The sequence below is a fragment of the Paenibacillus sp. 19GGS1-52 genome, from assembly GCF_022369515.1.
In the GTDB taxonomy this organism is placed as follows: domain Bacteria; phylum Bacillota; class Bacilli; order Paenibacillales; family Paenibacillaceae; genus Paenibacillus_AQ.
The window spans coordinates 3,602,464-3,627,841 of record NZ_CP059724.1 but is presented as its reverse complement, the minus strand read 5'-3'; the positions used below and the strand labels follow the sequence as shown (position 1 = coordinate 3,627,841).

At 38.1% G+C, this 25,378-nt stretch carries 21 protein-coding genes and 1 pseudogene; 19 read left to right on the top strand and 3 right to left on the bottom strand.

The window, feature by feature from the left end; genetic code table 11:
• A complete protein-coding gene (locus H1230_RS16965; RefSeq protein ID WP_239710923.1) occupies positions 1 to 822 on the top strand; it encodes an HNH endonuclease in 822 nt (273 codons plus the stop codon).
• 367 nt (positions 823 to 1,189) lie between these two features.
• Here H1230_RS16965 and H1230_RS16960 read toward each other — a convergent pair whose 3' ends face one another.
• Positions 1,190 to 2,731, bottom strand: coding sequence for an IS1182 family transposase (locus H1230_RS16960; protein ID WP_239710920.1), 1,542 nt, complete (start codon positions 2,729 to 2,731; stop codon positions 1,190 to 1,192).
• Positions 2,732 to 3,764: 1,033 nt separating this feature from the next.
• Positions 3,765 to 5,117, bottom strand: a complete 1,353-nt coding sequence (locus H1230_RS16955) for a protein kinase domain-containing protein (RefSeq protein WP_239710918.1) — start codon at positions 5,115 to 5,117, stop codon at positions 3,765 to 3,767.
• Between the two features lie 863 nt (positions 5,118 to 5,980).
• On the opposite strand from H1230_RS16955, the gene H1230_RS16950 reads away from it, so the two are divergent.
• Positions 5,981 to 7,573 carry an HNH endonuclease gene (locus H1230_RS16950; RefSeq protein WP_239710915.1) on the top strand — a complete coding sequence of 531 codons (1,593 nt, stop codon included), beginning with the start codon at positions 5,981 to 5,983 and terminating at the stop codon, positions 7,571 to 7,573.
• A 900-nt stretch (positions 7,574 to 8,473) separates the two neighbouring features.
• On the opposite strand, the gene H1230_RS16945 is transcribed toward H1230_RS16950, so the two are convergent.
• Complete coding sequence (locus H1230_RS16945; protein ID WP_239710913.1) at positions 8,474 to 8,659, bottom strand: hypothetical protein; 186 nt, start codon at positions 8,657 to 8,659, stop codon at positions 8,474 to 8,476.
• Positions 8,660 to 9,264: 605 nt separating this feature from the next.
• Between H1230_RS16945 and H1230_RS16940 the strand changes: the two genes are divergently transcribed.
• From H1230_RS16940 to H1230_RS16870, 17 genes and pseudogenes are all read left to right on the top strand, one after another.
• A complete protein-coding gene (locus H1230_RS16940; protein WP_239710910.1) occupies positions 9,265 to 9,513 on the top strand; it encodes a hypothetical protein in 249 nt (82 codons plus the stop codon).
• Positions 9,514 to 10,089: 576 nt separating this feature from the next.
• Positions 10,090 to 10,278 carry an S-layer homology domain-containing protein gene (locus H1230_RS31705; RefSeq protein WP_481857077.1) on the top strand — a complete coding sequence of 63 codons (189 nt, stop codon included), beginning with the start codon at positions 10,090 to 10,092 and terminating at the stop codon, positions 10,276 to 10,278.
• A gap of 309 nt (positions 10,279 to 10,587) precedes the next feature.
• The gene (locus H1230_RS16935; RefSeq protein WP_239710908.1) at positions 10,588 to 12,657 is read left to right on the top strand and encodes a restriction endonuclease; all 2,070 of its coding nucleotides are present in this window, start codon (positions 10,588 to 10,590) and stop codon (positions 12,655 to 12,657) included.
• 394 nt (positions 12,658 to 13,051) lie between these two features.
• Positions 13,052 to 13,222, top strand: coding sequence for a hypothetical protein (locus H1230_RS16930; RefSeq protein WP_239710905.1), 171 nt, complete (start codon positions 13,052 to 13,054; stop codon positions 13,220 to 13,222).
• A gap of 326 nt (positions 13,223 to 13,548) precedes the next feature.
• Entirely contained in the window at positions 13,549 to 13,677 is a 129-nt protein-coding gene (locus H1230_RS31700; protein WP_481857076.1) for an ATP-binding cassette domain-containing protein, read from the top strand.
• Positions 13,678 to 14,501: 824 nt separating this feature from the next.
• Positions 14,502 to 15,872, top strand: coding sequence for a hypothetical protein (locus tag H1230_RS16925; RefSeq protein ID WP_239710903.1), 1,371 nt, complete (start codon positions 14,502 to 14,504; stop codon positions 15,870 to 15,872).
• A gap of 21 nt (positions 15,873 to 15,893) precedes the next feature.
• Positions 15,894 to 16,265: a hypothetical protein gene (locus H1230_RS16920; protein ID WP_239710902.1), complete on the top strand. Its 372-nt coding sequence runs from the start codon at positions 15,894 to 15,896 to the stop codon at positions 16,263 to 16,265.
• Positions 16,266 to 16,382: 117 nt separating this feature from the next.
• The gene (locus H1230_RS16915; RefSeq protein ID WP_239710899.1) at positions 16,383 to 16,652 is read left to right on the top strand and encodes a hypothetical protein; all 270 of its coding nucleotides are present in this window, start codon (positions 16,383 to 16,385) and stop codon (positions 16,650 to 16,652) included.
• Positions 16,649 to 17,149, top strand: a complete 501-nt coding sequence (locus H1230_RS16910; protein ID WP_239710897.1) for a hypothetical protein — start codon at positions 16,649 to 16,651, stop codon at positions 17,147 to 17,149. The genes H1230_RS16915 and H1230_RS16910 overlap by 4 nt, the downstream gene beginning before the upstream one ends.
• Positions 17,150 to 17,607: 458 nt before the next feature.
• Positions 17,608 to 17,829: a DUF3006 domain-containing protein gene (locus tag H1230_RS16905; RefSeq protein ID WP_345773438.1), complete on the top strand. Its 222-nt coding sequence runs from the start codon at positions 17,608 to 17,610 to the stop codon at positions 17,827 to 17,829.
• A 564-nt stretch (positions 17,830 to 18,393) separates the two neighbouring features.
• Positions 18,394 to 18,618 carry a hypothetical protein gene (locus tag H1230_RS16900; protein ID WP_239710893.1) on the top strand — a complete coding sequence of 75 codons (225 nt, stop codon included), beginning with the start codon at positions 18,394 to 18,396 and terminating at the stop codon, positions 18,616 to 18,618.
• A gap of 15 nt (positions 18,619 to 18,633) precedes the next feature.
• Entirely contained in the window at positions 18,634 to 18,981 is a 348-nt protein-coding gene (locus H1230_RS16895; RefSeq protein ID WP_239710891.1) for a hypothetical protein, read from the top strand.
• 325 nt (positions 18,982 to 19,306) lie between these two features.
• On the top strand, positions 19,307 to 20,176 hold the full coding sequence (locus tag H1230_RS16890; RefSeq protein ID WP_239710889.1) for a hypothetical protein: 870 nt from the start codon (positions 19,307 to 19,309) through the stop codon (positions 20,174 to 20,176).
• A gap of 516 nt (positions 20,177 to 20,692) precedes the next feature.
• The gene (locus H1230_RS16885; RefSeq protein ID WP_239710887.1) at positions 20,693 to 20,845 is read left to right on the top strand and encodes a hypothetical protein; all 153 of its coding nucleotides are present in this window, start codon (positions 20,693 to 20,695) and stop codon (positions 20,843 to 20,845) included.
• Between the two features lie 305 nt (positions 20,846 to 21,150).
• A complete protein-coding gene (locus H1230_RS16880; RefSeq protein ID WP_239710885.1) occupies positions 21,151 to 21,405 on the top strand; it encodes a hypothetical protein in 255 nt (84 codons plus the stop codon).
• Between the two features lie 834 nt (positions 21,406 to 22,239).
• Entirely contained in the window at positions 22,240 to 22,395 is a 156-nt protein-coding gene (locus tag H1230_RS16875; protein WP_239710883.1) for a hypothetical protein, read from the top strand.
• Positions 22,396 to 23,191: 796 nt separating this feature from the next.
• Positions 23,192 to 25,351, top strand: a pseudogene (locus tag H1230_RS16870) (Spaf_1101 family AAA-like ATPase); the annotation flags it as partial.
• Positions 25,352 to 25,378 lie beyond the last annotated feature (27 nt).

Genomic DNA, 25,378 nt, shown 5'->3' with positions numbered 1-25,378 from the left:
ATGAAGCATCTAGATAAGCCAAATATGGATGCCCTTGAAGTATTGATTTCCTCAAAGGAAAATATACGTAGTAAAGAATTAAAACAAAAAATCGAAGAGAGCAAAGACTTTTTTAAAAGAAGATATAATCATTATGATAACTATGCAACTTTAGGTACATTTAATATTCTAGTTAATCGTAATTACAACAATATAGTCAAAAGAGTTGATCAAAAGGCTAACATGATATTGCTTTATGATAAAATGACACAGGAAAAGACTCAAGTTAGAAAATATTATAAGACCTTAAGAGAGATGACTACTAAGTGTCCATACTGTGGTTTTGGAACAGTATCAACACTCGATCATTATCTTCCAAAAAGCAAATATCCAATTTATGCTGTTTACCCGAATAACTTAGTTCCAAGTTGTTATAGTTGTAATACTACTAAATTAGCCTCAACTGATGTTACGCTTCATCCATATTATGATAATGTTGAAAACGAGCAATGGTTATTTTGTGAAGTTATTTGCAGTGATAGCATTTTTTTTAAATATAGAGTTGATCAATCAGTTTTTAATAGTTCTTTGTACGAGCGAATAAAGACTCATTTTAAAGTTTTTGATTTACAGACTAGTTTCACAGGATTTGCAAGTGACGAACTTAGTGGCTATCTACAATCAATATATACATATCTTGAACAAATGAATATAGATGGATTAATAGCTGATGTTAAGGATAGATATGATAGTAACTTAGCCTTTAAAAAGAATCATTGGAGAACTGCTTTGTACCAAGCATTACACAATGATTCGAGCTGGATCGAATTTTTAGGGAAGTAATTTCAATAATATGGAGAGTTTCTTTAATCAATGTAGTGTAGAATTATTGTCTTACTGATCATCTCGGCTATCTAGTATATAAAATGATTCCCTAACCTACAACATAATCAGGAAAACCTTAATGAACTCATATGACGTATCATCACCGAGACTCATGCATTATCGCAGGATGTGGTGGAAGTACTTCTCTTAGCAAGCCATCCGACTTCAATCCTTTAATGCTAAGAACTCTCTGTCGTCTAATGGGTTTGAGTAATGCTAATTCTTCAATTAAAAGGGGCTGTCTCAAAAGTAGATTTTCTACGAGCAGAGACAGGCCACCTTCAATTTCAAAAGCATAAAAGTCAACAGAGCAGCACACCTCCTGTTATTGGAGGAATGCTGCTCTATGTTTTTGGTCTATGGCTGCTCGCTTCAGTAAATTGTGGGCAAGCGAAAGCCAACTGACCTCAAGCGTCACTTTTTCCATGCCGCGAAGCAGAAAGCGCCGGAAGCCCCTGTTATTTTTCAGTTGTCCAAATACACTTTCCGGTTCTGTCATTCGGCGTACGGCCAGAGCGTAACCTTCCTCACTTCGCAAGATCTCACGAGCCTGCTTTTGATAACGCAGTCGTTCAATACTAACAACCACTTCCCGATCTCCGGCTGCCTTCGTGCAGCGTTCCTTCAGCGGACAGCCCTCGCAGCTCTGACTTCGGTAATGACGTTTGTGAATTTCATATCCACTCTGTGAGATTTCCTTGCTTTCTCTGCGGAAATGCAGCACTTTCCCGACGGGGCACGTCCAGTTATCCTCGGCTGCATCGTATGTCCAGTTCTCGATTTTACCAACATTCGCTTTCCAGGCTTTGCTCTTTTCCTTGTGGTAGCTGCCGTACTTCACCACCGCCTGAATCTCTTTCTTTTCCAGATAGGCGTCGTTTTCTTCGCTGCCGTAGCCTGCATCCGCAATGACTGTCTTTGGCCGTTTTCCGAGGATCTGCTGCGCTTTTTCCATATGCGGCTCTAAACAGCGGGTGTCGGTCGGTCTTTGGTGTAAACTGTAGGCTAAAATAAATTGGTTTTCGGTCCCGATTTGCACATTGTATCCCGGTTTCAGCTGGCCATTTCGCATGTGGTCTTCTTTCATCCGCATAAACGTTGCCTCTGGATCTGTCTTGCTGAAACTGTTCCGGTCACCCAGAAGCTTTTGGTATTGTTCGTACTTCAGCAGTCGGGGAAGCCAATCCTTGCGCAGCGTCCGAACAGCCTTTTTTAAGGGTTTGTCTTTCGGTTTTTGGGCCAGCTGAGCTTCGAGCTTTTGCACCACCTGTTCAAGTTTCACGCTGCTCACTTCGGAATCTGTGCCGAGTTCAGCCAGGTCTTTGCCTGAATTCTCTTGTTCTTCCTGTTCTTCTGCCGCTTCAATGTCAGCGAACAGGGCATGCACCTTATCTTGCAGTTTGAGTTTGTGTTTACTGACGGCTTTCCCCCAAACAAACGTGTAGCGATTGGCGTTCGCCTCGATTTTGGTTCCGTCCACAAAGTAATGCTCCAGGGAAACGTATTTTTCGTCAGCCAGAAATTGAAGCACGGCGGTAAATACGGTTTGAAGGACGTCTTTCATCCGCTGGGAACGAAATCGATTCAACGTCCGAAAGTCTGGTCGCTGCCGACCGGCGAGCCACATGAAGGGGATGTTCTCCCGAATGGATTTGGCGATTTGGCGAGAGGAATAGATGCGCTGCGTGTAGGCGTAAATAATGACTTTGGTCAGCATTTTAGGATGGTAACTGTCACGGCCACCACCCGGGTAGGCAGCGTCAAAGATGGCGTCGTCCAGCCGGTTAACGGCGTCATTGACGATACGAACGAGGTGATGTTCTGGAATGTCGTTCTCTAAATCCATTGGCAAGCAAAGTTGGTCCATGGACTATTGAATGTACAAAAGAAACCTCTCCTTGATTTAAAATGGTTGGTCGCACTTCCATTTTACCAAAGAAAGGTTTCTTTTTTTATGATTTTTAGAAGGATTGTAGATACGAGTTCCGCTTAAACAGCGGAGAGGACGGAACGATTGTGGAAAAGCGATAGCGTTCGCCTTGGTCTCCGGATTTTCACCGCTAAGGGGAATGAAAAAAATCTGGAGACCACAGCGATTGAAACAACGGTCCGTTCGCGGAGCGTCCTCACAAGCGCAATGTCTATCTGACTCCAAAAAAAGAGCTGTCCCAAGCAGCCATTTCTGGCTTATGGGACAGCCCCTTTTTTGAATTTCTTAAATATGATATTTTAACAGTGGATATGTATTTGTAATACACGTGGTTATGGGGTGCACTCTTGTGGAGGAATCAAGAAAAAAATTATTCAAGGTAAGTAATCGGGAGAAAGCGTGATTGCAGCTTATTACTTTCATAAAAGGAAGAAAAGAGATATGCAAAAACCAAATAATAGCTTCTATATTTGCTATAAACACTAAGATAAGGCTCATTTCCAGAAGTTTTGTATAACTGCAAAAATCTTAATGTTTGTAAATACAGTATTTGAAGTGAAACAATCGAAAAAAAGTGAGTAAGTAAACATTAGGAAAATTTTTTTCGAATTCAATTAAAAGTTTAGAAGAAATGGTTTTACAACAGATACATTTGTAACGAGCTATGGGGATTTCAATTTATAAATTAAATTGTACGTTGAAGAAAAAGTTGTTGCATATTTCACATTTGAGGAAAAAGTTATTTCATATCCTTAAAATTGGAAAGTAGAGTTATTGTTCAAGGAAAATAAAGTCCTAGACTGTCACTGTTTTATTGGTCTAAATATCCTATTAGCTAAACGCCTAAGCATGATTGACAAGACATGACATGGATCTAACTTTCATACAATAATATCGAGTAAAGAAAAATAATTTTTGTTGAAAGTGAAAATGTCATATATAACTGGGTGAAATGTGTGATTAGAAAACCTTAGGCATTTTTGTTGTTTTTGTTCCCAGCTGATTTCATCGATATTTCATAGATTTTGTCTATGATTTTATCTACTAGTTTAAAATCAATATTTTCGTCGGAATCATAGTAACAATTTAATGTATATCCATGGGTAAATTCATGAATCTTTTTATCTGCACATATCATAAATGTAACAAACTTTGACATTTTCGCTGTATATTTTATAAAAATTTTAATTGCTGGCATTGTTGGATTATAATAGTGACTAATTACCGGAGACACAATAAATTCGTTACTGCTATAAAATTCCAACTTCATCTTAATATACTTTAATACACTTACCTCATCATCGAGACCGGCTTCAATGAATTTGATTTCTTTAGACACCCATTTATAGTGAAAATCCCAAATTAATTCGTTTGTATCAACTGTCCTGTCTGCAGAGTTTTGATATACTATTCCTCCCTCTGAATCTTCCCGTAATACTTGTAACTCTTCATAACTCAAAATACTCTTTTTTTCGTTTAAGAGAACTTTATATTCATTCAATAAAACTAAAAACTCATTAATATCAACTCTATGTTGTGGCTCGTAACGAATAGCCCTTTCAAGAATTTTCTCTAAATGTGCAATTGGGACATTAGTCCAGTATTTGGTAATTGAAATTGCTTCATCCTTAGAATTATATAATCCTTCGAAACAAGAAACCCAGTTATTTGTTAAAAGCATCCACAGTGTTTTTGCAAGAGACCAGACGTCTGCAGGTCTTGCATCTTCTGCTAATTTAACTCGTCGCATTTCTGGCGCAATTGTAGCATAATTCCCAATTCTATCGTTAATTTGTGTTAAACCATCATCGAATTCTGGATATGCAACTAGACCAAAATCACCAAAAGCCCACTTGTTTTTATAATAATATATATTGCTTGGTTTAATATCTCTATGAACGATTCGATGTTTATGTAATTCTGCTAATGTTTCAGACAAAGATATCAAACAATCAATTATTATTTCTAACTCATCACAGTTACCTAATTTATTTTCTATAGATTCAGCCAAATCCATGACATACCAAATCTCAAGCCCCTTAAAATGATCCGAATACTTAAAATCATTCTCAAATTCCTCTGGAATATATTTATACCTAATAGGTACAATTCCTTTAATTTTATTTTGGTACTTTTCCACAATTTTAATTTCATTAAGAAACCTTTTCACTTTCGTGGCATCTCTAGATTCATTGACTCGCAAGCTTTTTAAAGCATATTGGTTTTTATTTTTGTCTTCAACTAACATTACTTTTGCGTTTCCGCCAGAAGCAAATTTAGAATCTATTACTTTATATGGTAAATAATTTTTCCTTTTAATCATAATTTATTTCTCCTTTGATATCTAAGACTTGCTTGCTAAATTGACACATTTGATGAGCTTCATGTTCTTTTCATCTGTCAAAAGTGTTTAAATTGAGGTGTTTCACATGATGAATAATCAATAATAGTGATATTTTGGAATTATTTTCATCTACAACTATTTATATCATGAAATTTCTAGTTGTAAAGTCCCGCTTGTTTACTCCAATTTACTACTTGAAAGTCATTGCCCTTCTAGGTTTACCTGCGACGTCGTAGTTCTTAAACGCATCGCCGAGTGACCATGATTTCGTACTCACTAACTCGAAGTCTGGACAACTCACTCAGATCCGCTCCCTGATGAGGTGTAGCAAGGAAGAAAACAACACGGGTGTTCGCGAAAACAATTCGCTCCGCAGATATTTCAGCTGCGTCAGACGACATCCTAAGAATCTGTTTAACGAGGAGACAGCCTGGACTATGACAATGCTTTTGTCTTTCTGTTGTGTTATCTCGAACCCCATTTCCCTTATATTTAGGTTCGATATGGGGAGGTCGATACTGAATGGGGTTTCCTCCCAATCAAATCCCAATACCTTATTGGAGACAAGATATCTGATGTGGCAGGCGATATTGACTGGAGTCGTTCCGATCTTTTCACCCGCTCCTTTTGTGAATTCAGATATACGTAGTCGAGGATTTCGGGTCTGTTAGAGCAACAACTCCTGAAGCGTATAATCACAAAATTCCCCGCGATACCAGTCACACCGAATGTGAACAAGTTGAGTGTAGACTGTAATGTATAGAGGTTTTTTTAAATTAGAATCGAATGTATAACTTTGTAATGCAGAACCCCTTATTGAAAAATATAACTGGAGTGATGATATGGTCTTTTTGTCTAAAATTGATGCAGCTATAAAGTTAGGGATAAGTATGGAACTATTAGATTTCTTTATTAGTAGATGTCCAAAACCAAATCAAACGGTAAAACTACCAGTTACACAAATAGCGAACGGTGAATTATTGGTTGATGAAGCGGATTTGGTGAGGTTTAATGGCTATTTGAATGAACCATGGCCTTTGCCACCTAGCGGAGGAAGACCGAACATTCCTGCAGCAATTGCACGAGATATTAAACTAGAATCGTCTTTTTCCTGTGCTATTTGTGGTGATCTTAATAATGGAGAAATCGCACATATCGAAGCTGTAGCAGAAACTTTAAACAACGGCCCTGATAATCTTATTTATCTATGTCCTAACCACCATACTCAATATGATAAAGGATATAAGATTGCTAGCAATCTAACGCTTGAGGAAGTTCGTGCCGCTAAGTTAATGAAGCGAAGAAATCGTCGCCGTATGATGCGACAAGAACAAAATGTTACAAAGGTCATCACTGAATCATTAAAAATAATTAAAGAGTTACATGAAAAGGTAGTGTCAGAACCAGAAAGACTAACAGTTTCCGTAATTACTGAGGGAGAGATTTTTTTGAAAAGGCTTCCTGATTTAATTAGAAAAGCAGGAGAAGAAGGGAACAAGGATCAAATCATTGATAAAGCCGATCAGCTAATTTTAAAAAACATGCCCTCAATAAGTGAAATTATACAGGGGATGCATGCTAAGAACGATAAGAATGAAATATCACAGATGATGGCTAATATTGCTGAAAAAACAAACGAAATTATTATTGAACTTGATGAGGTGAATTGTCCTCATTGTAATGGTAGAGGAACAACTGGATTGGTTGGTGATATTTGTAGGTATTGTGAGGGTTCTTGTTATGTATCCGAGAAAAGTGCAAAAGAGTATAACCCTACTCTAATCGATGAAGTGGATTGTCCTCATTGTCATGGGAAGGGGACAACTGGACTAGTAGGAGATATATGCGGTTACTGTCAAGGTTCATGTGTAGTTACGGAAGAAGAAGCGGATGATTACGACCCAAATGACCTCGATGAAGTTGATTGTCCTCATTGTTTTGGAAGAGGAACAACTGGCCTAGTTGGAGATGTGTGTAGTTATTGCCAAGGCTCATGTGTTGTTACTAAAGAAAGTGCTGATAGTTATACCCTGAATGATATTGATGAAGTAGACTGCCCTCATTGTAGTGGGAGAGGAACGATTGGATTAAATTCAACTGTTTGTGGGTTTTGTGGAGGTTCATGTACAGTCTCTAATCAAGAAGCAGATGGTTACGATCCGCAGGACATAGATCAAGTGGATTGTCCAAGATGTGATGGAAGAGGAACTATTGGATGGTCGGGCACTGTTTGTTCTTACTGTAATGGTGATACTGTCGTGACACGCAAAGAATATGTTGAATTTAACGTGAAGAATTTGGATGAGGTTTCGTGTCCACGCTGCAATGGTAGTGGAACTACCGGACTTAGAGGTGATGTATGCAAATTTTGCCGGGGGGATACTGTGGTATCAGCTTCAGCGAGGGATTCTTATTTGATAAAATACGGTGATTGATATACAGCTTTAATCAGATAAATTCATTAACAAATCCTAAACGCTAAATAAACTCCGACAGATGGAGTTTATTTATTTTTTATGTTCCAATAAAAGCCCACGCTTAGCGTGAGTCTTCTGTTTTAAGGGACCAAGTTCTTGGACTACATTTCTTGGGCGGCACCTGCTCGATCTGGCCAGCTCTAAAAGCACTGCGCACCTGGTTGTTTCCCGTATCTTAGTGGCAAAGTACTGGCCGACTGCAGCAACACTGTGTACCACTGGTTGTATTCGGACAGTATCGGCTGCGGGCAGGCAAGATGGAGGAGCACTACACACCTAGTTGCTTCTCGGACGCTATCAGGGCGTGTTGGCCGGTGCCAACATCGCGCAATTGATTGCTTCCTGGATGGTATCGGCGGCGGGAAAGCTGGCTACAAGAGCACCGCGCACCAACTGAGCTTTAGACGAAGTGCAGGGTTTGCCGCCGTCAGCAGGTTCGATTATTACTATTGGTCATAATCAGCAAGGCGCTGCTGGCGTAAGGAAATCATAAAGGGCCGGTTGTAGAAAAGTATTAGACTCGGAAAATAAAGTTGTAGACTGGTGCTCCGGAAGCAGAGTTTCCTGATCGGTTTGGCCGGCGGTGATCGACAGGAGCAGCTGAGCTCGTGCTCCTTGTACTCTGGACGAAGCCGGGGCAGCCGTGTGTAGAGAAGTCAGAAAAGGGCTTAGGCTGAGTGACGGCACGCGGACCGGGCCGGTGTTTGCAGTAGTACATATGGAATCAGCACCGCGACGTCACAAAGGTGACTCCGCTGCACCGAGCAGGACGTTTCGCACAGTTGCGGTCACTGCATTGTTCGTGCGCTAGAGGGAGCTGGGCTGCAGGTGAAAAGCCGGGATTAGGCTTGCCAGTATTCAAAGAAAGAAAGCTGGGCCAGCCCGAGCAAGGAAATCAGGAAAAGCGGTGGGAATCGTATAGCGGCCCGCTAGCTCTGCAAAGGTCTTGCTTCCCCGACGGTACCGGCGAAGAGCTGCCAGCTGTAGCATCCCGCTCCGGGTGTTCCGACGGAATCGGCTGCGAGAAGCAGCCAGTTGAATCACTGCACCCCTGTTCACCTCCCTAATGCTACTAGCGGTGGGGTGGCCGTCTGAAGCAACACTGTGCATTTGATTGTTTCCGGACTGTACCGGTAGCGGTCTGGTCAGCTGCAGTAACGCTACTTCACAGACTGTAATGGCAACGGGCTGACTGAAGGAGCTCCGCACACCTGATTAACTAGTTGATGGACAAGAAGATAGCCCCAGCGAGCCCACGCTAGTAAGGGTTTTCTGATTTAGTGATATTATGATCCGCTAAATTGGAACTATAAATGGAGCATGAAACGTATACACAAGAAATTTGTGAGCAAGGTTTGAAAGCTGATTTTCTAGACAAGGATGTGCTTTATTATTTGAAGGAAATTTATCTATAATATCATCCCTTAAATCAATGACTCCTGATTTGGGATCTCCTGTAAAGCGATAACCACTTATACATACTACAACAACAAGGGACCAAGTTCTTGTCCGACATGGGATTAAGTCCTTGGCTTATTGGAGACAAGATATCTGATGTGGCAGGCGATATTGGCCGGAGTCATTGAAAATCGTTCTAAACTACCTATTTATCTTGCCCTAGTAGGACATAGTTTTGGAGGCTGGGCAGCATGCAGAGTATCTCGACACAGTATACGTATCCAGATTATATAGCGCTACTTGATCCTGTATTTGGTGTTGATAATTGGGTTGGACCTGATGATAAACCAAGAGGAAAAACTATTATTAACTGGTGTCAAGATAACGGAAAGCGTTATAGTATTAAAGAAAATCCACCGACATCACCACAAGATCAGAGAACTGGCGTGTGCTACCGGAGCGGGGGGCGGAATCGCTCCTATTCAATCACAAATATCTGAAGTGTAAAAAAGAACTTGAGCAATGCGGAGGGGTGCTGCTTGGAAGGATTCCGAATTGAAACCGCGAATCCATGATATATTGCTTAGATGATATACCGGCACACACTTAAAAACGTAAGCTTCCGGAAAGCGTTCTGGCTGGTTTTGAAGCAGAAAGGATGAAACTACGGCCGTAAGTGGTTCGTTTGAATGCTTGTTACTCCATATGCTGTTTTCAGATGGTTTATGAGTATCTGGAAGCCGCGGTAGAGTCAATTCAGCACCAAATCAGCAACGAAAGACTCATTCACCCTGATAGTTTGCTGCCAATCCATCAGGGTGACGTGAAGGAACTTTTGCTGACAGCCGGAAATAGCATTACCTGTACTGCTGGCAAAACAGTTGAATAACCAATCTTGATGATCAGATTCTAAATAGTGATGTACACACTACTAGGGGAGGAAATGTCATGAAAAAAACTATAACTGCTACAGGACTGGTGAGCTGGCAGTCAAAGCAGACCATCTAGGTGTAAACGTTGCAGCCGCTGAGAGTTATAAAGCTGCTCCCGCAATTCATCAAAGCGTGGATATAAGCATGACTTCCATGGAAGATTCTAGAAGAATCAAAGTAATCACGGTTGGCATGTCCAGCAATGGTTCCTTCAAAGAAGTACCTAGTAGTCACTGGGCAAAATATGCAATAGACCAAGCTGTGGCTAAGGGATACTTCAAAGGGTACAGTGACGGCACATTTAAGCCAAACTCTCAAGTAACTCGTGAATAGTTTGCTGCACTAATCTCCCGTGTATCGAATAATGCTGAGACAGGAGCAACTGTATCTTTCTCGGATATGTAGGTAGATGGAGTGAAGCTGAAATCACAAAAGCTGTAGGTCAAGGCTTCATTAGCATAACCAGTACTATGGCATACTCAAACCACAGCGTGAAGTGATATGCGTAAGGAAATAGACGCGAGGGATAAATAGGCTGCGAAAGTGCAAGACAATTTATCATACGAGTAGCCAGTCTACGATAATAGTGTATGAGTGGTAAATCTAAACTAACATAAATGACATCAAGAAAGAGTGAATTGCATGGGTTGTTTACTAGGAATTATATTTTTAATGTTTTTTTTAATATTAGTGGGTTCTGGTACACCAGTTTTTTTATCTTTCGTCATTATATTTGGAATCTTTCTCTTACTGTATTGGAGCTCGAAAAAGTATGGAGAACGGAAAGAAGAAGAGGAGTATGAAGCGAAACGAATAAAAAAAGAGATAGAAGAAAGTAACTATAAATGGAGAGAGAAAAGAGACGAGGAAGAAAAACAAACGAAAAAAAGGGCAGAAGAACTGCGGGAACAGGAACTACTCGCCAAAAAGGAAAGGGAAGAGCAGAAGCAAGTAGAAAGAGAAGCGGAAAAGGAAAGATTACGTCCAAAGAATTTTCCTGCCACCTATACTGAAGGTGGTGTGACAAAAAACTATAATGAAGATCAGAAATATGAAACTTATTTGGTAACAAAAGAAGTCATCGATGAGAAGGTGAAAGCGAAACAAGTACAATTGACGATTGATCGAATCGCTTCTGAGCAAATGGATGATGAATATATGGAATATAAACGAGCTATACAAAATCTTGCGATAACCATAAAAAAAGTAGAAATACATATGCTGCAACGGGTGAAAAAAGAAAAGGAAAAACAGCGATTAGCACAAATCGAATTTGAGAGAACGAAACAAGCACAATTGGAGATTGAGCGTAAGCAAATGGATGATGAAGATATGCAATATAAGCAAGCTATACAAAATCTTGCGATAACCATAAAAAAAGTAGAAATACATATGCCGCAATGGCTAAAAGAACTAAAAGAAAAAGAGGAAAAACAGCGATTGGCCAATGAACAACTGGAAAATAAAAAGCGTGAAGCTCGATTGCTGAAAGTAACTGAAAATCGAGCTATATTTGAAGCTAAAAAAAAGAAGCTGCTCAAGGAATTAGAGAACCAACAAATAGCTGAAGAGAACCAACAAATAGCTGAAGAGAAACGACTAGAAAAGAAACGTAAGGAAGAAGAAAATAAGAAATTAGAGAACCAACAAAAGGCTGAAGAGAAACGATTAGAAAAGAAACGTAAGGAGGAAGAAAAAAGACTATTGAATGAGAGACTGATCCTACATATAGAAAAAACGAGCATCAATTTACTCGAAAGTCAGGAGGTACACCGATTGGTAATCTCCTTTATTGAAAGGTCGATGAATAGCGAATTCTTATCTTTTAAAGGGCTACATGGATATGAAGATATGTTCTTTAACACATATCCCGATGCTAAAGATCTCTTACCAAGTATCGTATCAAAGAATAAAGGAAACCAATCATCCCAATGGGAGATGACAGATGTACATCCTTTTCAACTATTCACTCAAATTATTGGGAATAAACATAAGTTTAAGAGTCCAGAAGAGTGTGCAGTTATAACTTGGAAAATGATTAGAGATACCGCATTTTATAAATATGCCACTTCTTTTGAAGAAGAGTACGGTCACTGCTTTTCAAAAGTAAATATTAATCATTATGAAAAATGTATTGATGCGTACTTTGCGATTCCCATGCTCAATCACACATCTGCTCAACATACGATGTGGTTAACCTATTATTTGACCTATAAGCGAGGGTTAACTATTAGCTATTTAGAAGATATATATGAATCTCTAGTGAAAGGTATCTCTAAAAAGCATAAGGCTATCCAATTAGAGCAATTTGAACAAAAGCTACTATCCCAAGAAGAAGAATCTTACTTTAAGATTGTTGATGTCGATCTCTTAAGTGGACACGATTTTGAAGTGTTAATACAACGCATATTTATAGGGATGGGATATAAGGCTCACGTTACCAAAGGTTCGGGAGACCAGGGCGTCGATGTGATTGCTGAGCGTATGGGTAGAAAGATAGGTATTCAAACCAAATGCTATACAGGTAAAGTGAACAATACAGCCATACAAGAAGTCGTTGCGGGTATTGGTCATTATGGACTAGATCAAGGTATGGTGATCACCAATAGTTACTTCACGGACTCTGCGAGAGAACTTGCTGCCACTAACCATGTCGTGTTATGGGACCGAAACATACTGAGTGAAAAGTTAGAAATATTAAAAATTAAATAAAACACACTTAAGTTTATAACCGAACAAGCAACCTATTAGACGCATTTAGTGCAATTCCAATCCTTAATCATCTGGCTAGTAATAGGTTGGGCGGCATTACATAGCAATAACCCAGTTAACTATTTTAAACTAAGATTCGCCCTTCAACTTCAAAACTCTCCCTGCCCAAAGTAAAAATTGTTGATCGAAATTCAGACTGGTGGAGTCTAGAGATCGTTCAGGCAGTGGTCAATAAAGGAATTGTCCGCATAGATAGCAAAGGGGCTTTGAATTATTCAGATTCGGCCACTCGCACGGAGGTAGCGTTCACTATTTTTTTAAAGGTAAAGTTGTGTTAACCTCATGAAATCCTGGTTGAATTAGATTCAAAGCAAAACGAGATATGAGGCGCCCCATGGCTAAACCTAACGTACTTCAAGAGACAATTGATCAAACGGTGGCGACTATCGAATGCTTGCAAAGGGAGATTCAACATCTTACCGAAGAACGCGATGCGTTAAAAGACCGAAATGTATCCTTATACAAAAAGCTTACGAAGCAACGGTTGGGCTCTATGGCACCATAGCTTATCGACCTTCTTCGCCAGCCGTCCAAACAGTATAGTCATAGGTATCCATTTTCATCCTCTGTGGTGCAGTGCCGATCTTGCGCTGCATGAATGGCTAAGTTAGTTGAATCAAACAAGGAGCAGTTTGCTACGGCAGAGATGCTCCTTGTTTTCGTTATGCTATACCAGCTAATAGCTTGTCAAGATTACCAGTAAAGTGAAGCTTATTCATGTGGTATATTTAAAAGCAAGCAAGCCAAATAACCCTCCAATTTTATTTTATTTGAAAGGTTATACCACTGACGGCGCGGGCCATATGGACTTCTTGGGCGATATCTACGCCAATGATTAAGGGCGGGTTAAACTTCTCTGGAGGACAAATACAGCGGGTATGCATTGCGAGAGTAAGAGTAAGTAATCCCGATGTATATTTATTTGATGAAATTACTTCAGGTCGCGGTTTTTTTTCATAAGAACAGGACGCAAGATTATAGAGATGCAATCTTAAGTAAACGAAATATTGGTTATTTTAATAATGTAGGTAACTTTGTGTCATTTAAGTAGGCAACTTTATGTCATTGGACAACAATTGTAAGAGTACAAGAATATATAATTATTGAAAACCGCGTCCAGCGCGGTTTTTTTGATAGATGAATACATGTTCTTGTCCTTCGTTCAGGACAAGAACATGTATCTATTGCCGAAAATGGACAAGAACATGTAACTATTGTCGATTTGATAAGTGTCTAATTTTGATATGTTCAAAAAATTACATTAATTTTAGAGAGAAATTTGTTCGTAATGGACGACTTTTGCTGATTAACGAATAAATGCATTTAATCTGCTGTTGGCAACCAAAATCCTCTTCAGTAAATCACCACAATATACCGATATGGTGCAAAGCCCTCACAACTTCTTTCGCATACAGCTAAATTGTAAAGATAAAATTTATAGTATTTAAAAGAGCTCCATAAGGAAGTACTCATATTTACTTATCAGGAATGTAAAATGCTAACTGTGTAAGTATTATAAGGTGAAACACCATCTATTAAGAGAACTTTTCAGAAATTCAGAATGCAGAGTGACTTCCTAGAACGATAAATATTTTAGCTGAAAGACCGATTTAATCCATAAAGATGTATAAAAATAGGTCAACCGAATCTTGGTGATTGTAACACAATTCGACAAAAGAATTCTAAATCAGTTGATATACTAAATCTATGAGAGGTGGAACTATGCTAGAGGATCGTATATCCAAATTTTTAATACACTTTTGACTGTGATGGAGGAACTATTCATGTTAATAAGGCCTAGACTAAACGATTTTCATAACCTTTCATTTACACAGGAAGAAGTTGATTTCGCCATTCCTTTTTTAAATGAAGATATACCATTATACTTGGATCCATTTTTATTATGGAAGTCACCATCTTTGCAAGACAATTCCTTACATACCGCTATTTCAAATTCTTTCAACCACTTGGGCTACCTTATAAAGAAATGTCAAACAAAAGATGCCCTGAATATCCTAATGAGATCCTCTGAATGTACTGAAGTTGGGATGGGTTCCTCAGCTAATAGAACAGGAATGAAAATTGGTGAAAAGACAGCAACTTCAATATTAAACCTTTTTTTAAGTGTTCCTCAATTATCAAATAACGGCTTTACTCATTTTGAAGAAATACAGCTATACATCGATCAAATTTCTAAGGATAGAGTGAGTGATATTGCTTGCAACTTTTTAAAGTCGTTCTTAATAGATTATACAATTCAACAAAGTGAATCACATCAGGTACCTATTGAAAAAGTGAGAATTTATGATCTATACGATTACAAGAAAAATTTGTTCATAGAAGAAGATACCTATTTGCCAATAAATCCCGAAACAAAAAAACCGATTCTGTTTGTTCCAAAGCGCTGGCTTAGGTATATTCCTTGGATTAATTATGAAGACTATTTTAATGGTTATTTTGTGAAAGAGATATTACAGGGAAAAGATGACCCGCCTTCAAGAGTTGAAATTCTAGAATATAATCGAAAAAACTATGATGTAGTTCAAAGCTACATTAAAGAAAAAGAAAGAACTCTTGATGATTGCAAAAATGATCCTTTGTTCAAGCAAATTCCAATATTGTCGGCAAAGAGAAAATTAGATTCAATTATTAAATTACCATCTGGAAAAACAGATAATTCTGATAAAAAGTATGAAGATTCCGTTTGTCAAGTTATGGCCTCAGCACTTTATCCTCATTTGGATTTTGCTGAAGCACAAAGCAGAACTGATTCAGGGACACAAATAAGAGATTTAATTTTTTATAATAATCGGTCTTATGATTTTTTAAAAGATATATATGACGATTTTCAAACACGACAAATTGTTATGGAATTAAAGAATGTCGCAAAAGTTGAACGAGATCATGTCAATCAACTTAATCGTTATCTAACGGAATCTTTCGGTAGATTTGGAATTCTCGTTACTAGAAACCCTTTACCAAAATCGATTTTTAAAAATACGATTGATCTATGGTCTGGTCAAAGGAGATGTATTATTGCACTAACAGATGAGGACCTGAAAATGATGATATCGGTGTATGAAAGTAAACAGCGCCATCCGATTGAAGTAATTAAAAAAAAATATTTGGAGTTCAGACGCAGTTGTCCATCATAATATTTAAAGGAGAGGTTTAAAATGATCAATGTTAGCTTTTTTGAAAAAACACAGGCACAGCTGCAAGGTTTGTTTGATGAAATTGGAACTCTATCTAAAAAGAAGCCCGATGATGCTATCAACAAGTTTAAGCTTAAAATCATTAATCCAATATTGTCACAAGCAAATGATTTGTTGGATAAAGAATATAAACCTTTTTCAGATTTTGAGCTTTTTGACGACGAGAGTCTTCCAACAAATAGTGATGTTTTATTGATTTTATCACAGTATTTGAATTGTTTAGAAAAACTTAGGGCTGATAATATTGTCCAAAATAATATACGTTGGTTCTGGAAAAAGAATGGAGTTAAGACTGATATACCTACGGCTCCCCCAAAGAAAATATCTTGGTAATTATTAAAAAGGAGAAATTAATTATATGTCATATAATAACAGAACTAATTTACCGACAAAAGAATCTGTAAGTAAATTTGAAATGTTCGCACCCATCTAGATTCGGCGCTATTGGAAATGCGTGAGTTTTCAAAAAAGAAGCAAGACGGAATATTGAATCCATTAAAGGTAAGAGTACTTAATCGACTCTTAGCGGACATTAAAGATATATTGAGTTCAGATCAGAGCATTACCTACCTTGATTTGTTGGATGATGAATTGTTACCACAAAATAGTGATGCGGTTCTAATTCTCGGTCAATTCAAAGCAGCAATGGAACAATTTAAAGCGAAATACTATGGTTATGATAACGGAATTTATCGTTGGAGAACTGTTGAAAGACCATGATTGATGTTGATTTATACCCTCTGATGTTAAAAATATTAGTGGAGCTTAAGCTAATAATAGAAAATGGCGTAGAACCAGAGTTAATAACCGTTTCCTTCGAATTACCATTGAACAAAGTTAATTTTTCTCTTTCGGAAATTATGGTTATAGAGGGCACAATTTGTTATACGAATGTTATTAATGCGGAAAAACCGTATATCATAGTTTCTTACTATAAAAACAATGGAAGAATCGTTATGTTTGATAAATTGAAAGAAAAATTCGAGTTGAACCAATCAAATAAAAGAGCAAGACTTAAGTGCTTGTGGCCTTTTATTAAAGAAGAATTTCTAATTAATGCACAAAATATATATTTTAATAAAAAAGCATTTGATAAGTTTACGGATGAAACAAAAGTATATTTATACCTAGTGCATAGAGAAGGTACATTAGATATCCCCGATATAATACAGCGTAAATGTGATAAAGAAATAATGAGAATCTTATATGATTTGTAATATTCTGCTCATATAAGAATTACGAAAAGTTATTTTTGATAATCAAAAAAAGAGCATCGAGTAACATTTATAGTTTTAAGTAGGTTGGGGAGTACACATGGAGTTATGGACGAAACAGAAACTCTGAGAGTTCATCAAGGAGAATAAACTGGTGTCCGCGCAGGATGCTCAAAAAGCATTTAAAAAGTTGTTTGCCGAGATACTGTAAGAGATGCTTTAAAGCAGAATACCAACAGTAGCAGCTGACGGTATTACAGTTAATCGATTATACAGCCGAGTTTACTAATTGACCTGCGAGAATGTATGCGCTCAGATTTTCGAGCCATTTTATATCCGAACTCGGGAATACTCACTCGGTTAAAAAATGCAAATGCCACCGTATTTCGTACTGACTTGAAAGGTACTATTACTGCAATCAGTGATGGGAGCAAAATCACTTTTACAACAACCAAGGGGGCATCCAAATCAGGAAGGAAATCATTGATCGCTTCGAAGGTGAATATGTAGTGATTGAGTTTGATGGAAAAACGGAGACCATCCTAAAAAGTGAATTGCCTAAATTAGCAAAGGTCGGTGATTTCCTAATTTTTGATGAGGGGCAAGTTCTTATGGATAAGGTTAATACCCAGAAGAGAAAAGATGAGATTAAAGTCCTAATGGACGAATTGTTTGAAGATTAAAGAAAGGCCTAATTACAAAACTTTTAAAGGATGATTAACTATGTCTCGAAAGAAAAACCTATGGGAATGAATATGGACAGCTGCTCAATCTATGGCGTGCTAGCTCAAGCTTTCTCTATGATATTAGAAGATATAAAACTGGGGAAATCAATAGATAATCACACTTTGAAAATAGATTGCATAAATCTTGAGAGACAACTGGAGACAGAATTTGAAGAGCCATGTCTAGATTGTGATGGATGCATGTCATTTGTCGAGAACAGACGGATAGTGTACGGTTACTTGTTTAAAAACAAAGACCAGCAATGGGTAATACAACAGTATCAACATGTAAGAAAAGCAAGAGGACGGGATCAAATTCTCAGACACTTGTCATCGATTGAGATAAAGCCTGAGGATTATTGCAGGCGCCCATTCATCACGAACAATAAACCGCTTGTATATTTAGACCATAATGTGATGGACAAATTCCATAAAGAAGAAGAAAAGTCGAAAAGATTAGTTCCTGGCTATGCAGACATCCAATACGTCTACAGTCCTTCCCATCTCGAGGAAATAAAACGGATGAATAATAATGAAGAGGAAAATAGTATAATATCAACAATCCGGAAAATCACTTCTTCGCTCTTCATTTCCCATTATGAAGGTAGCGAATTAAGTCTTGCCTACGAGGACCCGGATTATGGTATTCGAAGGGTAATGAAACAACGGATGTCGAAGCATACCGCGTTATTGCCACTGATGACCGTAAAATATTTCATCCTGAACGTACAGATCAAGTCTATTTAAGAAGTTTACGACCAAGTGTTTAACCATCGGACAGTCGCCGCGATTAGTGAGAAGTTTCAAGATTACGAACTCACCGACGAGAAGGGACGCTTAAAACAAGTTAATTACGTTCATCAAGCGATACATGCACTTGTTAAAGCGTTGGATAATCTAGGATACAAGACAGATAAGAACCGTGCAATAAAGAGCAGTGCACATGATATAGAGCATATGGCTTATGCAGCCGGTACGGATATTTTTGTAACCATGGATCAAAAGTTTAAGGATCGCTCTACTCTCATATATCAAAGGCTCGGCATCAGTACAAAAGTTATGGACTGGAAAGAGTATATGGAGTACGTAGATTCTTCGACTAATCGTTGAACTTTTTAGACTAACAATTGCAAATGGTGAAGTTGGTCGCCAACCCGTGCGTATTTACTATCTATATCGAATGGCCAATGCGCTCAAGGGGGTTAACCAATCTAGTGACGATACGGTGGTTACTCAACTCGATCTATTTGAAGATGATTCTAAAGAACGGATCTTTCTCAAATGATGAATTCTATCAAACAGCGCTTTGGTGGTACTGCAATCGAATAAGAATTGCTCTGTAGCAAGTTTCTTTCTATTTTAAAAGGAAATTAAAATGTATACAATTTGTATCAAATAAGATAAACTATTCATTTTGTATGGAGGAGAAATTTTAATGGATACAACTGAATTAATGCTGAAGGCCTTGGATCCGGGAGCTCTTCAGAGACTAGCTTGTGATTTACTGACTCTTTTACATACAAATTGGGGAGTAATCCATAAAAGTGGTGGGGTTGAAGGTACAAATAAAACTAGAAAAGGTACTCCTGATGCTTGGTGTGAATGTGAAGACGGCACTTTAGTTTATATACAAGCTACAGGGGATTCTAGTAAAGGGAAAATCCTGAATGATCTAGAAAAAAGTATTATCCAGTTAAAGAAATTAGAAAGAAACATTGGTGCTTTATGCGTTTCTTTTCTGAACTTTGATCCCCAGAATGATGAGATTGAAAAGTGCAAAGCAAAAGCTAAAGAAAATAAATGTGATTTTATGTTTTACTCAAACTCTGGAATTTCCAAATTACTACAGAAAAAATATCCGGAATTACTTAAGAAATACCTTCCTCTGCAATCATCAGAATTCATAAAGAACGTAAAATCAGTGATTAAAGAACTTGAGATTGAAGGGGGAGAAATCTTGGTCTTTTGTGAATCAAACTATGAGCATAGATATTCTAATTCTAATTGGAATGCAGATTTTCAGATTGAATATGCGAAAGCACTAAATTACTTGAATTCTAAGCTACATAAGGTCCAAGTTTTCTATACTCACAATCTCGAAGAAATTGAGAAACATGGACTGGAGAAGAATTTTATAAAAATAGTGCAATTGAAAAATCCAAATGTAATAGATCGATTTTCATTAAATGAAGGATATGAACAACTCTGTAAAAAAAACAAACAAAGTAGAGAGTTCCTTATATTGCAACAATGTAGGTTGATTTTAGAAAAAATAAAACGCAAAAATAAGTTAGGTAATAAGTAGCTTCAAGCTGAACAAAGGAATGCCGTCTAGGCCGCCTGATTGAAGAGACTCGTTCGCAACCAAGACGGAGAGGACAGCTGAGCTAAGTGGCGGTCTGCCTCAGCAGCATTAGGGGGGGCCACGGTCAACGCCCTCTTTGTCATAAGAAAATAAAGTAATAGGCTCAGAAAATATATAATAGTAAACTCAGAAAACAAAAGCGAAACTCGGAGCACCATGAGCTAGAGCTAACACCACTTGGTCAGGCAATTGTCTCCGTCGCATTTCTACTCTACCAACGGCGTCTGGAATTGGAAGAAGCGTGAAGTTGCTGCAGCTTGATTCAATGGTATTCCATTCCGTGTTACAGCGCATCTAGTGAAGGCTGGAGTACCAGATGCGTGAAGTTACAACACCTTAATCCGGCGGCAGTCCCCACTCGTTGCTGTCTCAACCGTTGTACCATTTTGTATAAGCCCCCAAGGGTTTCGCTGCTGTAGTTACAGAGAAGCAGGGCTACGAATAGGAATAGAAGAATTGTCGATCTTGATGGACCCGCTGAATATGGCCAACTGCGATAGTGATTCCACGACCGTCATTAAAGGGTTGTATGGAAGCCTTGTTCGGCTGGACAAGAACGAAAGCCGGGGAAGTGTTTATGACCTTATTTCGCAGGAATTAAGTTGGTGACAAATGATTGGGTGAGCCGGATAAATGAATGCTAAAATAGAAGATACATTATTTGGTTTAAAATGAGTTTCATCTGCATACCTACCCGCACAAGCGGGCTGGTATCAATAGTATAATGCCGGGGCGTTGAATCCAGTACTGCTCTGAAATCAAATAGAAATATGAAGAAAGAAGTAGTAGACTGATCTGCTGCAGCTTAGTTCGAAAAACGACATAACCCAGAGCAATAGAAGTGAATTGCAAACTAATGTGCGAATAAAGGGACTAAACAATCGTAAATTATGCAAGAAAGGGCGTATATTACTTTGAATAATGAATTTATAGAAATGTTTAAAGATCCGAATGAAGAAGACGCAAGAAAAGTACTAATGTATGTTATTAGAGATTTAGGTACTAAAATGTATTTACGTAGTGATGACTCCTTAACACCAAAGCTATCGGAAGCATTATTGCATGACGACATCTCTCGTGCAGTGCACATTTCATTCCAGCTCTATAACACCGAAGTAGTATCTGTCAATGTAGATGGGAATGTTGAAGAAGTTCCTTTAACAAACTAGTTAATGCCGTAATTCGAAGATTCGGAGGTTTTACTCATGGCTAATTGTGATTGGGGGCGTCCTTGTGATTGCTCGGATTGTCGGAGACAGATTGATACGCATGTTTGTCCAAGTTGTGGATTTTCGAATATAGTTAACGTTATGAGGCTTCTTATTGGGTCGATGATTTAAAGCATGGTGGCAGTTATTATGAGTTCGATGCTCCTAATGCACCAAAACGCGATCTAAATTGCTATAACTGCGGTCATCGTATGGAGGAAGTCGGATATTATACTACTGTAGATGAAGCAGGATGTCAGCGCGAGAAAGAACGCATGGAACTGATTCGTGCTGGGAAGATCTGTGCGAGTTGCGGTAAGGTAGAAGGGCTTGATTGGGGACACTCTAGGCGTGTGAAACTCCAGGTGTACCGGGGTCGGCAATTGTGCGAAAAGTGCCTAGTAGACGCTGCGAAGCAGGATAAGCCGAATCCATCTGATAAGGACAACAAATACGAATTTAGTGAGGCTCAGCTAGAATGGTTGTTAGTTCGTGTCCGGATTCTTTGTACGACGTGTGGAAAAGGTCATTTGGTCGCTGTCAGTGAACAAAGGTGGCTGACGCGCTGCAAGGTGTGTTATTCGCGTCGTTAATTCAGTTGCAGAGTCTATCGGCTGGAGCTGGGACTGGCTCAACGATTTTTATAGATGTACTTGGGCCCCCCTGATCTGAAATGCAACTACTTCGATAGAAGTTACCCGAGGAACAGAATCATGAGGCGCTGATGGAGCCAGCTGCCACGGTAGCGCCGCCGCTCCGTCAAGCAGCAGCCGTAACACCCCCCGCTTAGGTGAAATGCAATCTTATAAAAACAGGGGCGGGCCGGGAGGTCACGTTCTCTTTGACATGGTCTTCAGCCCTGACGGAAGTACCGGACGTTGGCAGGAGCAGCATCAGCCTTACCACCCAACGCGGATGGATTGGTATCAATTGGGTGGTGAATCCTCTTGAAAGGCGGTGGCAGCCGGCTAGCGGTCTGGGGAGAGCCAGATGCTATGTTATCTATGTCATTTTCCTGCTCAGCCAGACTTCATCGTATATACAGGATGCTGGTGGGAACAGCATCCAATATGCTCTGGATTGTAGGCAACCCCCGCCGCGCCGACTATTAAATCCTCAAAAAATACTAGTGCTATTATACTTAAAAGACCGATAGCTCTCATGAACTCAGCCCAGCGACACGCTGTCTGGAGAAATCAGGAGTATGTGGTGTAGTTGATCAGGTGGACTTGATAAAAAAGCAGGTACGCGGATCCTGAGAGGCACATATCGGCTTGTCCGTGCGTGTAAAGTGAGAAGGTTGCGCCGCTTGAGCCGACGACCATCACCAAAGACAATTTTAAAGTTATTCCTAACTCTATATATTGAACATATTAAAGTTGTAGTGAAGCATTTACCACCACAATTGCGGTAAATGTTTGGACTTCCGGCCGTTGTTTCCCAGAATCCTTGATTATTCCGCTCCTCATAGTTGAAATATAGTAACCAAAGACGACCGACCGCCGTTATCGCTCCTGTACTCAAAGTCTCCCTCTGATGCTCTGCACAGCATCAAGTATATAATTTAATCTATATAATACTTTTCTGTTTATTTCTCTATATTCTTTCACAACTAACTTTGACACAAATACATTCACTTCCTGATGGTACAATGTTAATACAGCGAAAAGGACGTATTCTAAATTATTCATAATCTATTTCGGTTTATAGCGTCTTTTTGACTAATGAATTTCTGAGAGGTGTATTAATGAGTACTTCTTTACCACAGAACTATAGAAAGCTCATCAATGTTCGTCGTAAATACGGGAAATTAAGAAAATGTGAATTTCACATTCATACTCCGGCATCTCATGATTATAGATTAATTAATAATAAAGAGTACCAGAATATAACTGTTGAAGAAATAATTCATTTTGCTTATAACGAAAATTATTACAATGAAGATCAACGAGATTTAATACTTTATAAATATCTGAATGGAGAATTAAATGATATTAGTTCTCTTCAGTATTTTGCCGAAAAAGGCTACAATTCGTTTAAAGAATTTTTATCTTACCAATTAATTGCGCACAAACTATATGAAAATCAAGTGGAAATTGCTGTAATATCTGATCACAATACCATTTCCGGTTATAAAAAATTGGAGGGAGCAATATGTGACTATTACATAGAAAGATTAAAAGGTACTGAGCAAAAAAAAGAGATGATTAAACTATTGCTTGGGATTGAAATTTCATGTTCGGAAAAAATACATTTAGTAGGTATTTTTGATGAAGAGCTATTCGATAGAGTTAATGATCTGATTAGAAATCATATTCCTTCTCAAGAGTTGGGTACATATGAAACAAGTTTATCAATGATTGAAAAGATTAGCTCATTCGGAGGTATTGCTTATATAGCTCACATCAATACAGCGGATTTAAAGAATACTACACGTCTTTATAAGCAAACGCTCTTGAATAATAAAAACCTAAATGTAATAGGATTAACAGCTTTAGAAGTAGATCGGCAGTTGGGAATTCTTCAATCACATGGGGCTGTTAATCCACATGAAAAATTTTGTTTTGTTTATGAAGGAGATTCTCATCAAATTGATGAATTAGGCAAAAAAAATACATGGATAAAAATGAGCAGGGTTGGGTTTAGTTCATTGAAAAAGGCATTCTACAACCATAAAATCTGTGTATTTACTGAAGAGCCAAATATAACAGATAAGTACATAAAAGGAATGCTTGTAGAACCGGGAAGGATGGGATACCTGAAGGGTAAGAATGGAGAGGGTCCATTTATAGTTGATTTTTCAAATGATCTTAATTGTATTATAGGAGGTAGGGGGACTGGGAAAAGTACAGTTCTGAATATATTAGAGGTTATTTTCACTCTAGAATGTAATTCATATGAAACTCTGAGTTTCATATGTAGAAACGAATACATTATAGTGAATTTTGTTTGTGAGAACTCTGAATTTTTAGTGAGATTTATACCACAGGTTAAGAAAAAAAATTACACCTCAGAAGACATATTTGAAGAAAAAGCTTTTGTTAAAGAAGACAAAAAGTCAGGACACTATATTTTACAGCACCATTGGTTAGAACTGTATAAAGTAGTGCATGCCAGGACTGAATCTTTATTTCATAAAATAGAAGATCCAGATGAAGTCTCCAATATTTTAGAAAATGTTTATCGAAAGAGTTATTCAATAAACAATATTATTAATCAAATAAATCATCATAAAACAGGTGACTTCATTAAAGAAGTTGTATTTAATGGAGTGCCTTTTGAAAGAAAAGAGGACTTTCTTCGTGCCTTCAGAAGTATATCGTCAACTAAAACAAGAACATTCTTATCACTGGAACTCACGTTAGTAAATGCTGCTCTTGACCATAGAAAAGAGGAGATCTATAGTAAATTGAACTCATTTAACAAGCTGTATAGCAAGCAATTTCAAGTAGTTTACTCTCCCAAAGCAAAACCTGATAGATTTTACCTTGAAATATTACTTTTCGCGCTAAGAAGAAAGGGTTCATATTTGCTCGGGTATAATATTACTTGGGATAATATCGAGAGATTTATGCTAACAGTATGTGAAAAAATAGGATTCATTAACTTTTTGATCCTTTTGGTAAATAATAAGTTTCGTAATATAGAGTCTTATAATTCGATAATATTATATGCCAACCAAGATGCCACTAGTGTTGAAAGCATATATCAGGAGCGGAAAAATCTTAATAAAGATAATCTAATAGATGTGTATCGAGGAATCAGAGATAAAATTTTAGCCAATAAGAAAAGCGTAACATACTGTTTAGAAAATTATTTTGAAGCAGTGGATGATTTTTCACTTTTATTTAACATTAACTCTAAAGAAAATGTTAAGACAATACCTCCTTCTATGCCCCCTGTGTCATGCTAGTTGTCGTACCTCTCAATAGTA